16 protein-coding genes are annotated in these 16629 nt (G+C 38.3%); all 16 read right to left on the bottom strand.

Going from position 1 to position 16629, the window contains the following annotated elements; translation table 11 throughout:
* Window positions 1–3: 3 nt before the first annotated feature.
* The 16 genes from HMPREF1117_RS05790 to gyrA all read right to left on the bottom strand — a co-directional run bounded on the left by HMPREF1117_RS05790 (window position 4) and on the right by gyrA (window position 16458).
* Entirely contained in the window at window positions 4–435 is a 432-nt protein-coding gene (locus HMPREF1117_RS05790; RefSeq protein ID WP_001034309.1) for an arginine repressor, read from the bottom strand.
* A complete protein-coding gene (locus tag HMPREF1117_RS05785) occupies window positions 428–1243 on the bottom strand; it encodes a TlyA family RNA methyltransferase (protein ID WP_001041043.1) in 816 nt (271 codons plus the stop codon). Before HMPREF1117_RS05785 ends, HMPREF1117_RS05790 begins: the two co-directional genes overlap by 8 nt.
* On the bottom strand, window positions 1236–2111 hold the full coding sequence (locus tag HMPREF1117_RS05780; protein ID WP_000743825.1) for a polyprenyl synthetase family protein: 876 nt from the start codon (window positions 2109–2111) through the stop codon (window positions 1236–1238). The genes HMPREF1117_RS05785 and HMPREF1117_RS05780 overlap by 8 nt, the downstream gene beginning before the upstream one ends.
* Entirely contained in the window at window positions 2108–2320 is a 213-nt protein-coding gene (locus HMPREF1117_RS05775) for an exodeoxyribonuclease VII small subunit (protein WP_000043226.1), read from the bottom strand. The genes HMPREF1117_RS05780 and HMPREF1117_RS05775 overlap by 4 nt, the downstream gene beginning before the upstream one ends.
* Window positions 2298–3638: an exodeoxyribonuclease VII large subunit gene (gene xseA / locus HMPREF1117_RS05770; RefSeq protein WP_000417453.1), complete on the bottom strand. Its 1341-nt coding sequence runs from the start codon at window positions 3636–3638 to the stop codon at window positions 2298–2300. Before xseA ends, HMPREF1117_RS05775 begins: the two co-directional genes overlap by 23 nt.
* A 126-nt stretch (window positions 3639–3764) precedes the next feature.
* Window positions 3765–4403 carry a uridine kinase gene (gene udk / locus HMPREF1117_RS05765; protein WP_001181375.1) on the bottom strand — a complete coding sequence of 213 codons (639 nt, stop codon included), beginning with the start codon at window positions 4401–4403 and terminating at the stop codon, window positions 3765–3767.
* Between the two features lie 111 nt (window positions 4404–4514).
* On the bottom strand, window positions 4515–5393 hold the full coding sequence (gene truB / locus HMPREF1117_RS05760) for a tRNA pseudouridine(55) synthase TruB (protein WP_001013285.1): 879 nt from the start codon (window positions 5391–5393) through the stop codon (window positions 4515–4517).
* Window positions 5394–5466: 73 nt separating this feature from the next.
* Complete coding sequence (locus HMPREF1117_RS0102050; RefSeq protein ID WP_000780009.1) at window positions 5467–6267, bottom strand: hypothetical protein; 801 nt, start codon at window positions 6265–6267, stop codon at window positions 5467–5469.
* Window positions 6268–6276: 9 nt separating this feature from the next.
* Window positions 6277–7119, bottom strand: coding sequence for a hypothetical protein (locus tag HMPREF1117_RS05755; protein WP_000237863.1), 843 nt, complete (start codon window positions 7117–7119; stop codon window positions 6277–6279).
* A 255-nt stretch (window positions 7120–7374) separates the two neighbouring features.
* Window positions 7375–8181 (bottom strand): hypothetical protein, encoded by an 807-nt coding sequence (locus HMPREF1117_RS05750; protein WP_000886496.1) that lies wholly within the window; start codon window positions 8179–8181, stop codon window positions 7375–7377.
* Window positions 8182–8350: 169 nt separating this feature from the next.
* Window positions 8351–9625: a DUF2130 domain-containing protein gene (locus HMPREF1117_RS05745; RefSeq protein ID WP_001002605.1), complete on the bottom strand. Its 1275-nt coding sequence runs from the start codon at window positions 9623–9625 to the stop codon at window positions 8351–8353.
* Window positions 9626–9720: 95 nt separating this feature from the next.
* A complete protein-coding gene (locus HMPREF1117_RS05740) occupies window positions 9721–11001 on the bottom strand; it encodes an O-acetylhomoserine aminocarboxypropyltransferase/cysteine synthase family protein (protein WP_000196303.1) in 1281 nt (426 codons plus the stop codon).
* Between the two features lie 147 nt (window positions 11002–11148).
* A complete protein-coding gene (locus HMPREF1117_RS05735) occupies window positions 11149–11946 on the bottom strand; it encodes a formate/nitrite transporter family protein (RefSeq protein ID WP_000254766.1) in 798 nt (265 codons plus the stop codon).
* Window positions 11947–12216: 270 nt separating this feature from the next.
* A complete protein-coding gene (locus tag HMPREF1117_RS05730) occupies window positions 12217–13014 on the bottom strand; it encodes a formate/nitrite transporter family protein (RefSeq protein WP_000098926.1) in 798 nt (265 codons plus the stop codon).
* 232 nt (window positions 13015–13246) lie between these two features.
* Window positions 13247–13993 carry a class A sortase gene (locus HMPREF1117_RS05725; RefSeq protein ID WP_000486836.1) on the bottom strand — a complete coding sequence of 249 codons (747 nt, stop codon included), beginning with the start codon at window positions 13991–13993 and terminating at the stop codon, window positions 13247–13249.
* Window positions 13993–16458, bottom strand: coding sequence for a DNA gyrase subunit A (gene gyrA, locus HMPREF1117_RS05720; protein WP_001153011.1), 2466 nt, complete (start codon window positions 16456–16458; stop codon window positions 13993–13995). The genes HMPREF1117_RS05725 and gyrA overlap by 1 nt, the downstream gene beginning before the upstream one ends.
* Between the last annotated feature and the right edge of the window lie 171 nt (window positions 16459–16629).

Genomic DNA, 16629 nt, shown 5'->3' with positions numbered 1-16629 from the left:
GACCTACCAATTTTTTACTTGTTCATATATTTCCTTAGCTAGACTTTCACTTCTAGCAATAACTAAAATTGAGCTATCATCTGCCAAACAAGAGAAAATCTTATCTGAAAAATTCTCGATTAACTGAGCTTTGACAAAGGCAGTGTTCCCTGGAACAACTTGGAGGCTAATCATCTTATCCATCCACTCTGCCGATTCAATATTATCTTCAGCAAGCTGTAAACTTTTTACGACTGACTTTGGTAACTCGTAGACATATGTGTTATCCTTCAAAGGAATTTTAACAATCCCCAATTCTTTAATATCTCGTGAAACTGTCGCTTGTGTGGCAGTAATTCCTGTTTCCTTTAAATGCTCCACAATTTCTTCTTGTGTTCCGATCTGGTAATCTGTTACAAATCGTCTGATTTTTTCAAGTCTATCTTTTTTATTCATTTTTAAACTGACTATGCGCCCTTTCTACTACTTCATCAATATCCCCAAGAACTTGATTACTTGCAAAATCTTCTTTCTTCAAATAGGCAAGGAATTCAATATTTCCGTGTCCACCCTGAATCGGAGAAAAGTCCAAACCAAGAACTGAAAATCCTGCTTCAACTGCCATGGTAGTAACTGCTTCAAGAACAGTCTGATGAACCTTGGCATCTCGGATAATTCCATTTTTTCCAATCTGCTCACGACCTGCCTCAAACTGGGGCTTAACCAGAGCCACAACCTGACCTTGATCTGCCAAGACACGGTGCAAGGCCGGCAAAATCAGACTGAGGGAAATGAAACTTACATCAATACTGGCAAAGCTCGGCTCCTGCTCGAAATCAGTCTTTTCAGCATAGCGGAAATTAAACTGCTCCATGCTGACAACCCGTGGGTCTTGGCGTAATTTCCAAGCCAACTGATTGGTACCAACATCGACTGCATAAACTAACTCAGAACCATTTTGCAACATGACATCGGTAAAACCACCAGTAGAAGCACCGATATCAATTGTGGTCGCCCCATCAACTGACAAATCAAAGAACTGCAAGGCCTTTTCTAATTTCAAACCACCACGGCTGACATACTTGAGTTTTTCACCCTTGAGTTTCAGCTCGGTGTCATCTGGAATTTTCTCTCCTGGCTTATCAAAACGCTCTCCGTTGAAAACTGCTACAACTAGTCCAGCCATCACACCACGTTTGGCCTGCTCTCGCGTTTCAAACAAACCCTGTTTATAAGCTAGTACATCCACTCTTTCCTTAGCCATTGATTCTCAAACTTTCTACTACTTTTACAATTGATTCTATCTCAAAAGCTACCTGCTGAGCAATTTCTTCTAAGTTTGCATTAGCTTGATCCAGAGTCTGGTTACAAAAGGCAATAGCCTCTTCCAATCCCAACAAGGCAGGATAGGTTGACTTTTCTGCCTGTAGATCCTTTTGTGGTGTCTTGCCGATTTCCTCAAAACTAGCTGTCACATCAAGTACATCATCTCGAACTTGAAAAGCAAGCCCAATCAATTCCCCAACAGTTTTCAGCTTCACCTGCATTTCAGGTGCCAATTCGGCTATGATGGCTGCTGCTTGGAAGGGATAGGCTAGTAGTTTTCCAGTCTTATTAGCATGGATAGTCTGAAGTTCTTCCAAAGACAAATGCTGATGTTCACCCTCCATATCCAAAACCTGCCCTGCCACCATGCCTAGACTTCCTGAAGCAAGCGATAAGTTGGCAATCAAGTCCACCTTGATCTGACTTGGCAAATCTGCCTGCGCTATCAAGGCGTAAGGATCTAGAAATAAAGCATCTCCAGCCAAAATCGCCATAGCTTCACCGAATTTCTTGTGATTGGTCAAGCGTCCCCGACGGTAATCATCATCATCCATAGCTGGAAGGTCATCATGAATTAAACTCCCTGTGTGAATCATCTCCAAGGCTGCCGCCACCTGCGCGTGAGCCGGTTTAATAACAACCTGCAAGGCTTCCAGAACTTCTAACAAGAGAAAAGGCCGAATACGCTTGCCACCAGCATGAATGGAATAGAGAACAGACTCTCGTAAACTAGAGGCAAACTGCTGGTCACCATAAAAATCTTCCAAGGCCGACTCGACAAGAGCTAATTTTTCTTGCTTCTTCATTCAAAATCACTTTCTGTTCCGTCTTCTTGCATGACCTTGACCAGGGTCTTTTCAGCCTTATCCAGCGTCGCTTGAAGCTCTTTTGACAAGACCATGCCCTTTTGAAAGGCAGCAATCGCATCTTCCAGAGCAATTTCACCATTTTCCAAGCTTTGGACAATGGTCTCCAATTCTGCTAGATTTTCCTCAAATTTCTTTTGTTTTGACATCTTTAACCTCTAATTCTACTTGACCATCTCGCATCAACAGCGTTACTCGGTCTTTTTTCTTCAAACTCTCAACCGAATCAACTACAGACTCTTCTTTTTTGACAATTGCATAACCACGCGCCACGATTCGACTGGTATCCAACATCAGCAAGGCTTCTGAAAGTCGCTTGACCTCAGCAACCTTGGCGTCATAAACCAGCGCCATTTGGCTACGGAGGAGCTTGTCCAACTGAGCTAGTCTATCCTGATAGCGTTGAATTTTGGTAACAGGCGATAATTGGACTAGTTGATGGCTCCTTGCTTGTACTAGCTGTTTGTTATCGGAAATCCGTGTTCGCAAACTTTGTTTTAAGCGCAATTGCAGTTGATCTAAGCGTTGCAAATAGCCATCATACAAGCGCTCTGGCTGTCTAAAGATAACAGACTGACTGCATTTTTTCAAAGCTTCTTGCTTCTTAGATAGGACATTTCGGACTGCCGTTGCCATCCGTTTTTCCTGATTTTGCAAATGAGCTAATAGATCCAACTTGGTCACAGGTGTTGCCAGTTCAGCTGCAGCTGTTGGCGTTGCAGCTCGTCGATCTGCCACAAAATCCGCCAAGGTCACATCCGTCTCATGCCCCACACTAGAAATAACTGGCAAACGAGACTCAAAAATAGCACGTACCACAATTTCTTCATTAAAGGCCCAGAGATCCTCTATGGAACCACCACCACGACCAATAATCAGCAAGTCCAAATCGTCCCGTTGATTAGCACGCGCAATATTACGAGCAATTTCCTCCGCAGAACCCTCACCTTGTACCTTTGTCGGATAGAGAAGAATGTCGACACCTGGAAAACGTCTGCTGACAGTCGTGATAATATCTCGAATAACGGCTCCACTGCGACTGGTTACTACACCTATTCTCTTAGAAAATTGGGGCAGAGGTTGCTTGAAGCGTTCTTGAAACAGACCTTCTTCAGCTAGTTTTTTCTTGAGTTGTTCAAACTGAATCGCAAGCGCACCAACCCCATCAGGTTCTGCCTTTTCAATGATGATAGAGTAACTTCCACTTGGTTCATAAACCTGCACACGCCCAATCACATTGATCTTCATCCCTTCTTCCAGATCGAAACCTAATTTCTGATAAATCCCAGACCAAATAGTCGCTTGAATAACTGCGTGATCATCCTTTAGGGAGAAATATTGGTGAGTAGGTCGTTTACGAAAGTTGGAAACTTGACCAGTTAAATAGACCCGTTCCAAGTAAGGGTCTTTATCGAATTTCATTTTCAGATACTTGGTCAAAGTTGTTACCGATAAATACTTTTCCATCTCCACCTACTATTCATTTTCTTGTTCTTTCATGGGTATTATTATACCAAAAATATGCCTAAAAATCTCCATTTATGTACCATTATGAGAGAAAAATAAAAAAGGAGGCATGGCCTCCTCATCTGATTATTTGCTGATTCGAGCTTCTTCCAAAATCTTAGCAATCTTAGTGGTCAACAGATCGATAGCCACTGTATTGCTGACTCCCTCAGGAATGACGATATCAGCATAACGCTTGGTTGGTTCGATAAACTGATGGTACATAGGTTTGACCACGCCTAAATACTGGTCAATGACGCTATCAAGACTACGGCCACGTTCTTCCATATCACGCTTGATACGACGAATAATGCGCACATCATCATCCGTATCCACAAAAATCTTGATATCCATCAAATCACGCAGACGCTTATCCTCCAAGACCAAAATCCCCTCAACGATAAAGACATCTTGAGGCTCCTGACGATAAGTCTTGCTACTCCGTGTATGCTCTGTATAGTCATAAGTCGGAATATCCACTGGACGCCCTGCCAACAATTCCTTAATCTGCTCGATCATCAAATCTGTATCAAAGGCAAAAGGATGGTCATAGTTGGTTTTGACACGCTCTTCAAAGGTCAAATGAGACTGATCCTTGTAGTATGAATCATGCTCAATCATGGAAATCTTTTCATCAGGAAAATGCGATAAAATGGCTCTTGAAACACTGGTCTTACCACCACCAGAACCACCTGTCACTCCGATAATGATTGGTCTATTTTGCATGCTATCCTCCGTTTTTTTATCCGTCGTCTATTCTATCACATTTTTTGCAAAATTTATAGTCTGGTTTGGATAGTCTAGGGGAAGAATTCCAATCCCTACACCCCAGTTAAACTAGCTAAAAACCTTCCTTGGCTTGTAGAGATTGTCCCGTTTTTCAAGAATGGCTAGCAATGTATCTCCTTCAAAGGCAGCCAGTTCTTGTTCTGTTTGTTCGAGTTCGATAAAACGACCAAAGCGTACTTCTTTAGCCTCTTCTGGAGTTAGTAAAACTTTGACGAGGTCTCCTGTTCCAATCTCTAGAGGATGGAGAAAGTCAAATTGGCCAGCCTCTACTTTTTCAGCAATTTCTTCCAAGGTAAGAGCATCTTCTAGTTGTAAACCTGCAGCACTAGTACGAGTCAGATGTGACATATGGGCCGCATAGCCAAGCTTCTCTCCCAAATCAACTGACAAGGTACGAATATAGGTTCCCTTGCTACATTTCACACGAAAAGTGAATCGTGCAAGATGACCCTCATAAGAAATCGGACTTGTCCGTTCAAATTGATAAATGGTCACCTGACGTTCTGGACGCTCTACTTCTTGACCAGCACGCGCATACTCATAGAGCTTGCGACCATTAACCTTAACAGCTGAATACATAGGCGGAATCTGGGTAATAGGCCCAGTCAAGCTAGCGATTGCTTCATCGACAAGATTTTCATCCAAGGGCGACAAAACGGATGTCTCAGCGACCACTTCCCCACTAGCATCCTCTGTCGTCGTGGAATAGCCCAGAGTGATTTCCCCCTCATAGACCTTTCCCTCATCCTGCATAAACTCGACCATGCGTGTTGCCTTGCCAACCGCAATGGGCAAAACACCCACTACATCCGGATCCAAGGTCCCACCATGACCAATCTTCTTGGTTCCCAAAATCTTACGCAGTTTAAAAACCGCATCATGCGAGGTCATCCCTGCTTCTTTTTTTAAGTTGATAATACCGTTCATTTTTGCTTTCTAATTCCCTTTTCACTTTACATCAACATATTCTATCTTAGACAGATTTTAAAACTATATCAGCTCATTTTTCTAAATACTTCCTAGCTTCCTGAACATAAAAGAGTTCTGGATTTTCATGGGCGATACTTTCAAACAAACTACGGGCACGTTCTTCATCTCCTTTTAGCTGAGCATTGAGAGCTCCGTAATAAGAAAACACGATTCGAGCTAGCTTACTTTCTGGTTCAGTAATGTCGAAGTAGTCGTTCACTTCTTTATTGAACACAATATCTTTTATGGCTTGGGCTTGAGCAACAAGTGTAGCTTTGCCTCCTTTAAAATCTGGTGCCTTGGACAATTGTTCCTCAAAGAAAGCAATATCTTGCGCATCTTGAAGATGAATGGAAACTGTTAATAGTTCAAAGCTTGATATTAAAAACGCAGGGGTTCTGAATCTCTTCCAAATTTTTTTCAAATCATATTTGGACATATTTTCCTTGGCAGCTTGAAAATCTCCTTTTAAATAAGCCACTCGACCTTGGATAATTTGGTAATTCTCACGATATGTTGCCCTAAAGGGCTTAATAGATTTTTCTGATTGAACTCTTAACATGTCTTCATATAGCTTAAGATCAATAGAATCGTGTAACACTAGAACAATAACTTTTCTAGATACAAATCTTAAATAAAATACAAAGACGAGAACTAAAAAGTCAATAACTAATAATATGAGTCCCAATATTTCCAAATTGCTTTGAAATATTAAAAATACTGCCATCACATAAACAACCAAGACTAAAAATAAGCAAATTAGAATAACCCTATCAAGTTGTAAAAGAGTGTTTTCTGTCGCCCTACTTACTATTTTTTTTACTAATTTCATATATTATTCTCATTTCACTAATTCTAAATATTTCTTCGCTTCCTGAACATAAAAGAGTTCTGGATTTTCATGGGCGATACTTTCAAACAAACTTCGGGCACGTTCTTCATTACCTTTTAGCTGAGCATTAAGAGAGCCGTAATAAGAAAACATGATTCTAGATAGCTTATTTTCAGGTTCAGTGGTGTCAAAGTAGTCGTTTGATTTTTTCTTTAAAACAATATCCTCTATAGCTTTTATTATGTTTATTACATTCGTCTTCCTAGCAACCTGAGAATTTGTTCGAACTTTTAATGTAGCTAACATATCGATTTGGTTCGAAATTTCTTCTGCTCTATCAGCATGGATTAGAGAAAGAATCTTAAAGTAAGTTGTGGATAATTCGATTTCAAATTTCTTATTAAAATTTTTATCCTCAAAATTTATTCGTTCCAAATTATCAAATGTTTCTTCAAACTTTCCTTGGTAGTATAGCGATTGGGCAATAGCTAGTAAATAATTTGCATTATTAAACAGTTGTTGAGACTTGACTGAGTGTTCAGCCATATAACGATAATAACTTATGTGCTTGTCGAAATTAATATCTGTCAAAAAGATATTATCTACAGCTAATTTAACCAGTTTATTGTTTAATGAAATCAATGTCTCAAACCCAAAACATACTACCGTATAAGTAATGAATTTCATAAAATTCATTTCCCCACCTTTAAATAATTCAACAACCATGCCTATAAATGATAGGCAAACTATAGGAATTAAGCAAATGTATACTATTTTTGTCAAATTATATAATTTGGGAATTTCAAATCTAGATATTTTCAACGAATAGTTATTTAATATCTCTTTCACCATTATCCTCCATTGTAGAACTTAAATATAAGAAGTCGATCGCAATTACTAGAATCGCTATCAAGAATCCAAATGTAAATGCACTAACTGTAACACCATCAATTGAAGTACCAATAACAAAAACTGTAGCAACTACCTCTTCCCCAGTTTTAAACCTATTCTCCAAGCTCTACCTTTCACAATCTCGTCTCGTCAGTAAATTTAACTGTTTCATAATCTTATTATCCGGTTTGTGCACATCAACATAAGTGACACAAGTTACGAACTTATATCAGTGTTTTCTAAATACTTCTGCGCTTCTTGAACATAAAAGAGTTCTGGATTTTCATGGGCTATGCTTTCAAACAAACTACGAGCACGAGCTTCATCTCCTTTTAATTGGGCATTGAGAGCGCCATAATAAGAAAACATGATTCGAGCCAACTTATTTTCTGGTTCGGTGGTGTCGAAGTAGTCTGTAACTTCTCCATTGAGTATTTTTGATACTGGTTCAATTAAATCCAACATTCTATTTTTATCAATTCTTTTAATTTTTTTCCAATCGTAAGATACTAAAATTTTAGAAATTTCACCTCTCTCCCTTAAATGAAGATATGATAATGATTCTATAAATACGATGTTTAGTTCATAAATACGTTTCAAATTCAATTTAGAACTTTTAACTCTTATTCGTTCAGCATATTGGATTGCCTCACTAAAATTCCCTTGATAGAAAGCACACCTAGCTAAACCCAGATTTAGGGCATTTAAATTCCCTGTTTTATTATCAGGCCGCCTTTCATAAGTTTCAGTTAAAAGAGAAATATATTTTATAAAATTCACTTGCTCGTATAAAATAACTTCTGCAACGTGATTTACTAAAAAATGAGTTATTACAACGATAATAGTCAGTAATGTTAGAAATATAAGCAATAATGTAGTCAAGACGGTTGATTTTACGAATAATAAACTAATTGCTATTGCAATAATTGACCAACGTAGATAAAATAAAATAAAAACCTCCAGTATGCTGCAGATTCGAACTGATGACCAATTCGAGATATTCTTAGAAATATTATCTAACATAAAAAACTCCTATAAAAAATTACAAACTAATTTATATAAACAAACTAGCTAAATGAGCTAGCAAAGTACCCCCAGATTTTAAGAAAAATTAATTCTATTTTATCAGCTGACCATGTTCTAATAATTTCTATAGTTCTTTTCATATAACACTCCTGTTTTTAAGATAATCTCACTCCCCCTTCAATGCTTCAAACTTAGCCTTCATAGTTGGATTTTTCCGGGTCAATTTTTTGACGGAAACGTCTTCCAATTTATTGTTTGCGAGACGGAGTTGGTTTTCAGATGTTGTCAGGAACTTCTTAACCTCTTCCATGCGTTTGATAGCCTTGTCGATTTCATCGATTGCCTTACCAAAGTTGGTCGAAGCTGAATTATAGTTCTTAGCAAAAGCTAGTTTAAAGGCATCCAAGTCTTCTTCAAAATGCGTAATGTCAATATTTTGTTCGCGAACCAAGGCCAACTCCTGCTTGTATTTTAGGGAATTTAGCGCCGCATTACGTAAGAGACCAATCAACTGGATAAAGAATTGAGGACGAACCACATACATCTTTTCGTACTCGTGGCTGACGTCTACAATCCCTGTGTTAAAGTAGTCATTATCAGCCTCAAGCATGGTCACCAAAACAGCATATTCGCAGTTCTTCTCCCGACGGTCCTTATCCAATTCCTTGTAAAAATCTGCATTCTTGTGCTTCTTCTCTGTTCCATCCGCTTCGTTTTTCATCTCAAACATGATGGAAATGATTTCGACCCCATTTTCATCACATTCACGGAAGATAAAGTCCCCCTTAGACCCACGCGCAGAGACCTTGTTATCCTTCTCAAAGTAAGCATTTGGAAAGGCAAAACTACGGACCTTGTTAAACTCACTCTCTGCATACTGTTCCAGACTTTCACCTATAGCTTTTGTCGATTGTTGAGCCTTAAAATTCTTATAAAACTCGACCTGTTCACTTGCTGCCTTGAGCTGAGCTTCGTAGTTTTGCTTAACTGAAGCAAGAGAAAGCTCGTTTTCCTTTTCTTGTAAAAGAAGTTGATTTTTAACCTGATCTCGTTCTTTTTCTAGATTTGAAAGAGTCTTTTGCAGTTGATTTTCATGCTCCAAACGCAAGGTAGCCAACTGGTTTTCCAAGGCCTGTACTTCCTTGTCCTTAGCCAATAAAACCTCATAGCTTGTCTGTTCAACTTCTTTCTTGGCCAATTCTTTTTCTGTATCAAAGTTTTGGATTTGACTCTGTAATTGCGCAATTTCTTGATCCTTTTGAGCCAGTTTAGACTGTTGTTCATTCATGGCCTTTTGCTCAGCCAAGGCCAGTTCCTGCTTCATCCGATCGTGCAATTCCTTATCAAACTCTGCCGTTCTCACTTGGGACAAAAGTTCAGCATACTGACTTTCATTTACTGTAAAGACTTCCCCACAGTTGGGGCATTTGATTTCGTTCATAGGGTTCCTCTTTCTAGACTTCTTTAACCATTATATCATGCCTGAAGGAAAATCAAAAACAGCGAGTCGAAACCCACTGTTTATCTTCTTTTACTTTAAATTTTTTCCAAGGCCAAGCGCAAGTCTTCAATCAAATCTTCTACATTTTCAAGTCCGATAGACAAGCGGATTTGGTTTGGTGTGACACCTGCTGCTTCCAGGTCTTTTTCTGACAATTGACCATGAGTGGTTGTAGCTGGATGGACAACAAGAGACTTGGCATCTGCCACGTTTGCTAGGTCAGAGAAGATTTCTAAATGATCAATTACCTTGCGGGCTTCTGCCTCCCCACCTTTAACATGGAAGGTAAAGATTGAACCCACACCTTTTGGAAGGTATTTCTCAGCCAAGGCATGATAAGGACTATCTGCAAGTTTTGGATAATTTACTTTTTCTACCTTAGGATGGTTAACAAGGAAATCAACAATTTTCTCTGCATTTTGCACATGGCGTTCCACACGAAGTGAAAGAGTTTCAAGTCCTTGGAGCAAGAGGAAGGCATTAAATGGAGACAAGGCCGCACCCGTATCACGAAGCAATTGGACACGGACAGCGATAATAAAGGCTGCCGCACCCACATCACGAGTATAGCTCAAGTTGTGGTAGCTTGGGTCTTCCTCAACAAATTGAGGGAATTTCCCTGAAGCTTCCCAGTCAAAACGACCACTATCGACAATCACTCCACCAATAGTTGTACCATGCCCACCGATAAACTTAGTCGCAGAGTGAATGGCGATATCTACACCGTGAGAAAAGACATTAATCAAATAAGGTGTAGCAAAAGTATTGTCAGAAACAAGTGGAATCTGGTGTTTATGCACAATCTCAGCCAATTTTTCCAAGTCAGGAATGTTTATCAAGGGATTCCCCAAGGTTTCAATCAGAACAAGCTTGGTATTGTCATTGATGGCTGCTTCTACTTCCTCCAAATTATCAACATCGACAAAGGTTGTTGTGATCCCATAACGAGGAAGGGTTTCTTTCAAGAGATTGAAGGTTCCACCGTAAATAGTTGATGCTGCTACAACATGGTCACCTGCATGAGCAAGAGCCAAAATCGTATAAGTCACTGCGGCCATACCTGATGCTGTTGCAAGAGCTCCGACACCACCTTCAAGGGCAGCAATTCTTTCTTCAAAAGCAGCTGTTGTAGGGTTAGTGATACGAGTATAAATGTTTCCTGGTTTTCTCAAGGCAAAAAGATCTGCAGCCTCCTCAGTATCATCAAAAACAAAGGATGTAGTCTGATAAATAGGCACTGCACGAGACTTGGTAGCTGGATCCACAACTTGACCAGCATGTAGTTGCAAAGTTTCAAATTTAAAATCACGAGTCATAAAACGACCTCCAAATAGTTTGATTAAGGATATTGTAGCACCTTAAGGTATAGTTTACCAATATTAGTTTTCTATATTTTGATATAAGAAATAGCTATTACCTTATTTTAAAAATGAAAAAAGCACGACTCAATCGTGCTCATTTTTTTAATCTACATAAGTATCTTCGTTTTTATTGAGGAAGGCGTATGGAAGCCCCATCAAGAGACCACCACCAATCAAGTTTCCAACGAAGGTTACACCCCAATGACGAAGAATATTTCCGATACCAAAGTTAGCAATTTGATCAGATACTACACTGAATTTCACAATCGCGAAAGAAGCAAAGTTCGCAGCAATGTGCTCATTTGTTAAGAATACAAACATGTAGATAGCAGATAAAACAATCCATAATTTTGCTGCACTATCTTTTACCAAAACAAAAGCAAGAATCGCAATGTTAACAAAAATATTTGCTAGAATCCCCTCGAGTAATACTAATTCATTAGCACGACCTAATTTCATCTCAACAACTCCTGAAATAAAACTTTCATGAGTTAGTTTAGCAAATGCAGCTGAATTGGCAAATCCCCAACCAGCTAATAGGGCACCAACTAAGTTGAAAAATGTACAGTAAAGTAAAATTTCTGCCGTTTTTTTCCAGTTAATTTTCTTTAAAAAAGTACCAGCAGTTAAGAACATCATATTTGAGGTTACCAACTCTGCATTCAAGAAAACAATATAAACCAATCCCCAAGCGAACACAAACGGAAAGAGGAAACGTCCGCTTCCTGGTGCAATCTTGTTAATCAAATCAGCCCCAACTGCACCTGCAGCCGTACTGAAGGTTAAAAACGCACCTGCGAACATGGAACGAATTGCATACTTAAATTTGCTTTTATTATAAAGACTTTCTTTCTTCTTGCAAGCAAATTCAATCTTTGAAATAAACTCTGAAGAGACCATAATAAACTCCTAAACTTTTATTTGTGATAATTATAACATAAATTCGACATTATGGGAAGGTTTTCCTAGACCACTTTTTTAAAAATGATAGCTGTAGTAATCGATTACATAACATTTATAAACGAGCTTATGAAATTTTTACTTATTCATTATGTTTAAAATATATTATGCAACAATACAAAGAAAAATTACACATTTGATCAGTTACAAATTCCATCTAGTTAACTAAAAAAGAGAATCAATATGATTCTCCCTCTAATCTAAAAGTTTTTAATCTACATAAGTATCTTCATTTTTATTGAGGAAAGCATAAGGTAGGCCTATCAAAAGTCCACCACCGATAAAGTTTGCAATAAAGGTTACACCCCAATGACGAAAAATATTTACAAGATCAAAGTGTTCTACCTGGTCAGCAACAATACTAAATTTCATTATACTAAAAGAAGCAAAGTTTGCGGCAATGTGCTCATTGGACAAGAAAACAAACATAGTAATAGCAGATAATATAATCCATAGTTTTGCTCCACTATCTTTTACTAGAATCGAAGAAAGAATAGCAATATTTACAAAGACATTTGCAAGAATACCTTCAAGTAATACCAAATCACTAGGACGAGCCAACTTTTTAGCTACTAGCTTTGTAAGAAAACTATCATGGGTCAGATGAGAAAATGCTGAAGAGTTTGCAAACATCCAACCTGCTACTAATGCACCAATTAAATTAAATAAGGTACAGTATAACAAAATGATTAATGCCTTTTTCCAGTTTATTTTTTTCAAAAATGCTCCCGCTGTTAGATACATCATATTTGAAGTAACCAATTCAGCATTTAAAAAAACGATATAAACGAGTCCCCAAGCAAAAACAAAGGGGAAAAGGAAGTATCCGCTACTTGGGACAATACTGTTTAGTAAATCAGCACCAATCGCTCCTGCAGCTGTACTAAAGGTTAAAAAAGCACCCGCAAACATAGACCTAATAGCATACTTACACTTGCTTTTATTGAAAAGACTTTCTTTCTTTTGACAATAATAATCTATTTTCGAAATGAACTCTGAAGAACTCATAAAAACCTCCTTTTTGTACTCAACATTATAACATGGTTTTATTTAAATAATCAATAGAATTCTTATATTTTAATAATCAGATAAGAATATTTTATTTCAAGTAGTCTGTAGCTAGATAAACAACATACTTGAAATATATTTGATTGTCAAAATTTTTGTATCATCCATGATATTCTCCTGCTAGTTAGATATGTAAAAAACCAGTGAAAATTTCTCTTCACTGATTCTTTAATTATAAAGTAAATTGTTTATAAGGTTGATTAAAAGCCGTTAAAATTTCTTCTGATGTTTGCGAATAATCCATTGTTTCTTTCAGATCACCTTTAACAATAGTCCGCTCTGTAGCAGCTGCATCTTCACAAGTCACTAGAGTAATTTCATCAACACCATCTCGATCTTCTATCTCATCAACACGATCTGGTGTGACTGTTTTAACTTCACGGATTTCATAAGTATAAACCTTATTCTTGTCTGTCACATAAATTTTCATACCTTTTTTAGCACGGTCTAGTGGAGAAAAGAGCATTTGGTTAGCATTTTCAACACTAAAGACATGGTGACTAGCAAGCGAATAATTTCCTTTACCCATCACTTGATCTCGTTTCATAGTACCTGCTCCATACAAGAGATTCACATTATCAAGACCTTTAAAGATCGGTAAATTAATCTCTACTTCAGGTATTGCGATTCCTCCGATGACTGGCAATTTTTGAGCATCCCATTGAGAGGCTAAAACAGCTTCAGATGAAAGAGCTTTTACTGAATCAAAATCATAATTTCCTTCAGTAACTTGATTTTCTTCAATTTTCTCTTTAGATACCTGACTGACTTGATATTTATTTGTATTCCAAACTATAAAAGCATCACGAATTTTTGAATTAAAAATTAAAGCAATCGAGATTAAGATCAGAAATACTGCTAAAATATTAGTTAAGAGATTTTTATGCTTATTTTTCTTTTTTCTATTTTTTTGAAACATTATGCTTCACCTTCTGTTTGGTTTTCTGTCCCAACTTCTTCTTTCTCTGCTGCAACGCTTGTGAAGGTTACAACCTTAGCCTCTTGATCAAGGCGCATTACTTTAACTCCCATAGTAGAGCGACTTGTTTGTGAAATATTAGCTACATTTGTACGAATCATAACACCTGTATCGGTGATAATCATCAAATCTTCATCGCCTTTTACTGTCAAGAGACCAGCTAGAGGACCGTTCTTATCAGTTATTTTAGCCGTTATTAGACCTTTACCACCGCGGCCTTTAGTTGGGTATTCAGTGGCTACAGTACGTTTACCGTACCCTTTTTCAGTGATAACAAGAACCTCATCTTTATCAGTAATAAGTCTTGCACCTACCACAGTATCACCTTCACGAAGATTCAAACCTTTAACACCTGTTGCACTTCGGCTCATTCCACGGACTGTAGATTGATTAAAGCGAACCGCATAGCCTAACTTGGTACCAATGATAATATCTGCATCTTTCTCTGTTAATAAGACATTAATCAACTCATCTTCATCTTTAAGGTTCAAGGCTTTGAGTCCATTTTGACGAATATTGGCAAATTCCTTAACACTGGTTCTCTTTACAATACCAAGACGAGTCGTGAAGAAAAGATAAGCATCGTCACTTCGTTCTGATTCAACATTGATAACAGTTTGAATACTTTCACCTTCGTCTAATTTTAAGAGATTGACAATTGGTAATCCTTTAGCTGTACGTCCATACTCAGGAATCTCATATCCTTTCAGGCGATAGACACGCCCCTTATTTGTAAAGAAGAGCAGATGATCATGAGTGCTAGTTGAAACCAAGTCACGAACAAAGTCATCATCCTTAACACCTGTACCTTGAACGCCGCGACCTCCACGTTTTTGAGCTGTAAATTCACCTTGGTCTAATCGTTTAATGTAACCCTTGTTCGAAAGAGTAATCAACACATCAGACTCTTCAATCAAATCTTCATCTTCTAGAGTCAAGACTTCTCCAACCATCAACTCTGTACGACGCTTGTCACCAAACTTACGTTTGACTTCATCCAATTCTTCCTTGATAATTTGCGCCACGCGATCAGGTTTGGCAAGAATATCCGCCAAGTCTGCAATCAAAGCAATTAAATCATCATACTCAGACTGAATCTTGTCACGTTCCAAGCCTGTCAAACGACGTAGACGCATATCAAGAATAGCTTGACTTTGACGCTCAGAAAGTTTAAACTTGCTCATCAACTCTGCTTGAGCTTCTGCGTCTGTCTCACTTGCACGGATAATACGAATGACTTCATCAATATGATCAAGAGCAATCAAGAGACCTTCTAAAATATGAGCACGCGCTTCTGCTTTTTCCTTATCAAAACGTGTACGACGAACAACAACTTCTTTTTGATGTTCGATATAGGCATCCAAAATCTGACGAAGGGACAAGATCTTTGGTACACCATTTTGGATAGCTAGCATATTGAAACCAAAGTTGGTTTGCATCTGGGTCATTTTAAAAAGATTGTTTAGAATAACATTGGCAGAGGCATCCCGTTTCACTTCAATAACAAATCGAACCCCTTCACGGTTAGATTCATCTCTAACAGCTGTAATTCCTTCAATGCGTTTTTCCTGAACTAACTTCACGATATGCTCATGTACCTTGGTTTTATTAACCATGTATGGAAACTCTGTCACGACAATTCGTTCACGGCCAGTCTTAGTTTCCTCGATCTCTGTGCGAGAACGAAGAACAATGGAGCCCTTACCGGTTTCGTAAGCCTTATGTATACCTGATTTACCCATAACAAGCGCTCCAGTCGGAAAGTCTGGACCAGGCAATACTTCCATTAGGTCTCTTGTCGTCACTTCTGGATTGTCCATAACTAACTTCACTGCATCAATGGTTTCACCCAGGTTATGAGGTGGAATATTGGTTGCCATACCGACAGCGATACCAGTAGCTCCATTAACTAAAAGATTTGGAAAACGAGCTGGTAGAACCAGAGGTTCACGTTCATTGGCATCATAGTTATCTACAAAGTCAACCGTATTTTTGTTAATATCACGAAGCATTTCAAGAGCAATCTTGCTCATGCGAGCTTCAGTATAACGTTGTGCTGCAGCACCATCGCCGTCCATGGAACCAAAGTTACCATGCCCATCTACAAGCATATAACGGTAGCTCCACCATTGAGCCATACGGACCATAGCTTCATAAATGGATGAATCTCCATGTGGATGGTATTTACCCATAACATCCCCTGTAATACGAGCAGACTTTTTATGGGGTTTGTCCGGTGTAACACCAAGCTCATTCATTCCATAAAGAATCCGGCGGTGAACAGGTTTTAGTCCATCTCGAACATCAGGAAGAGCCCGCGCTACGATAACACTCATGGCGTAATCGATAAAGCTTGTCTTCATCTCCTTTGTCAGATTGACATTCACTAAATTTTTATCCTGCATTAATAAATGCCTCATTTCACTATTAGTAACTAGATATATTATACCATAAACTGCCCCTTATTTCACTCATCTAAAACCACTAAAACGTTTACATCATAGACAAACAGGAATAATCCGTGACAAAGTATTTTAAAAGTGATAGAATGAAAATAAATGGGGAAACCCGAAAAA

This window comes from Streptococcus sp. SK643 (assembly GCF_000259505.1).
Taxonomy (GTDB): domain Bacteria; phylum Bacillota; class Bacilli; order Lactobacillales; family Streptococcaceae; genus Streptococcus.
The sequence above is the reverse complement of the archived record's forward strand: the minus strand, read 5'-3'. Positions and strand labels throughout refer to the sequence as shown.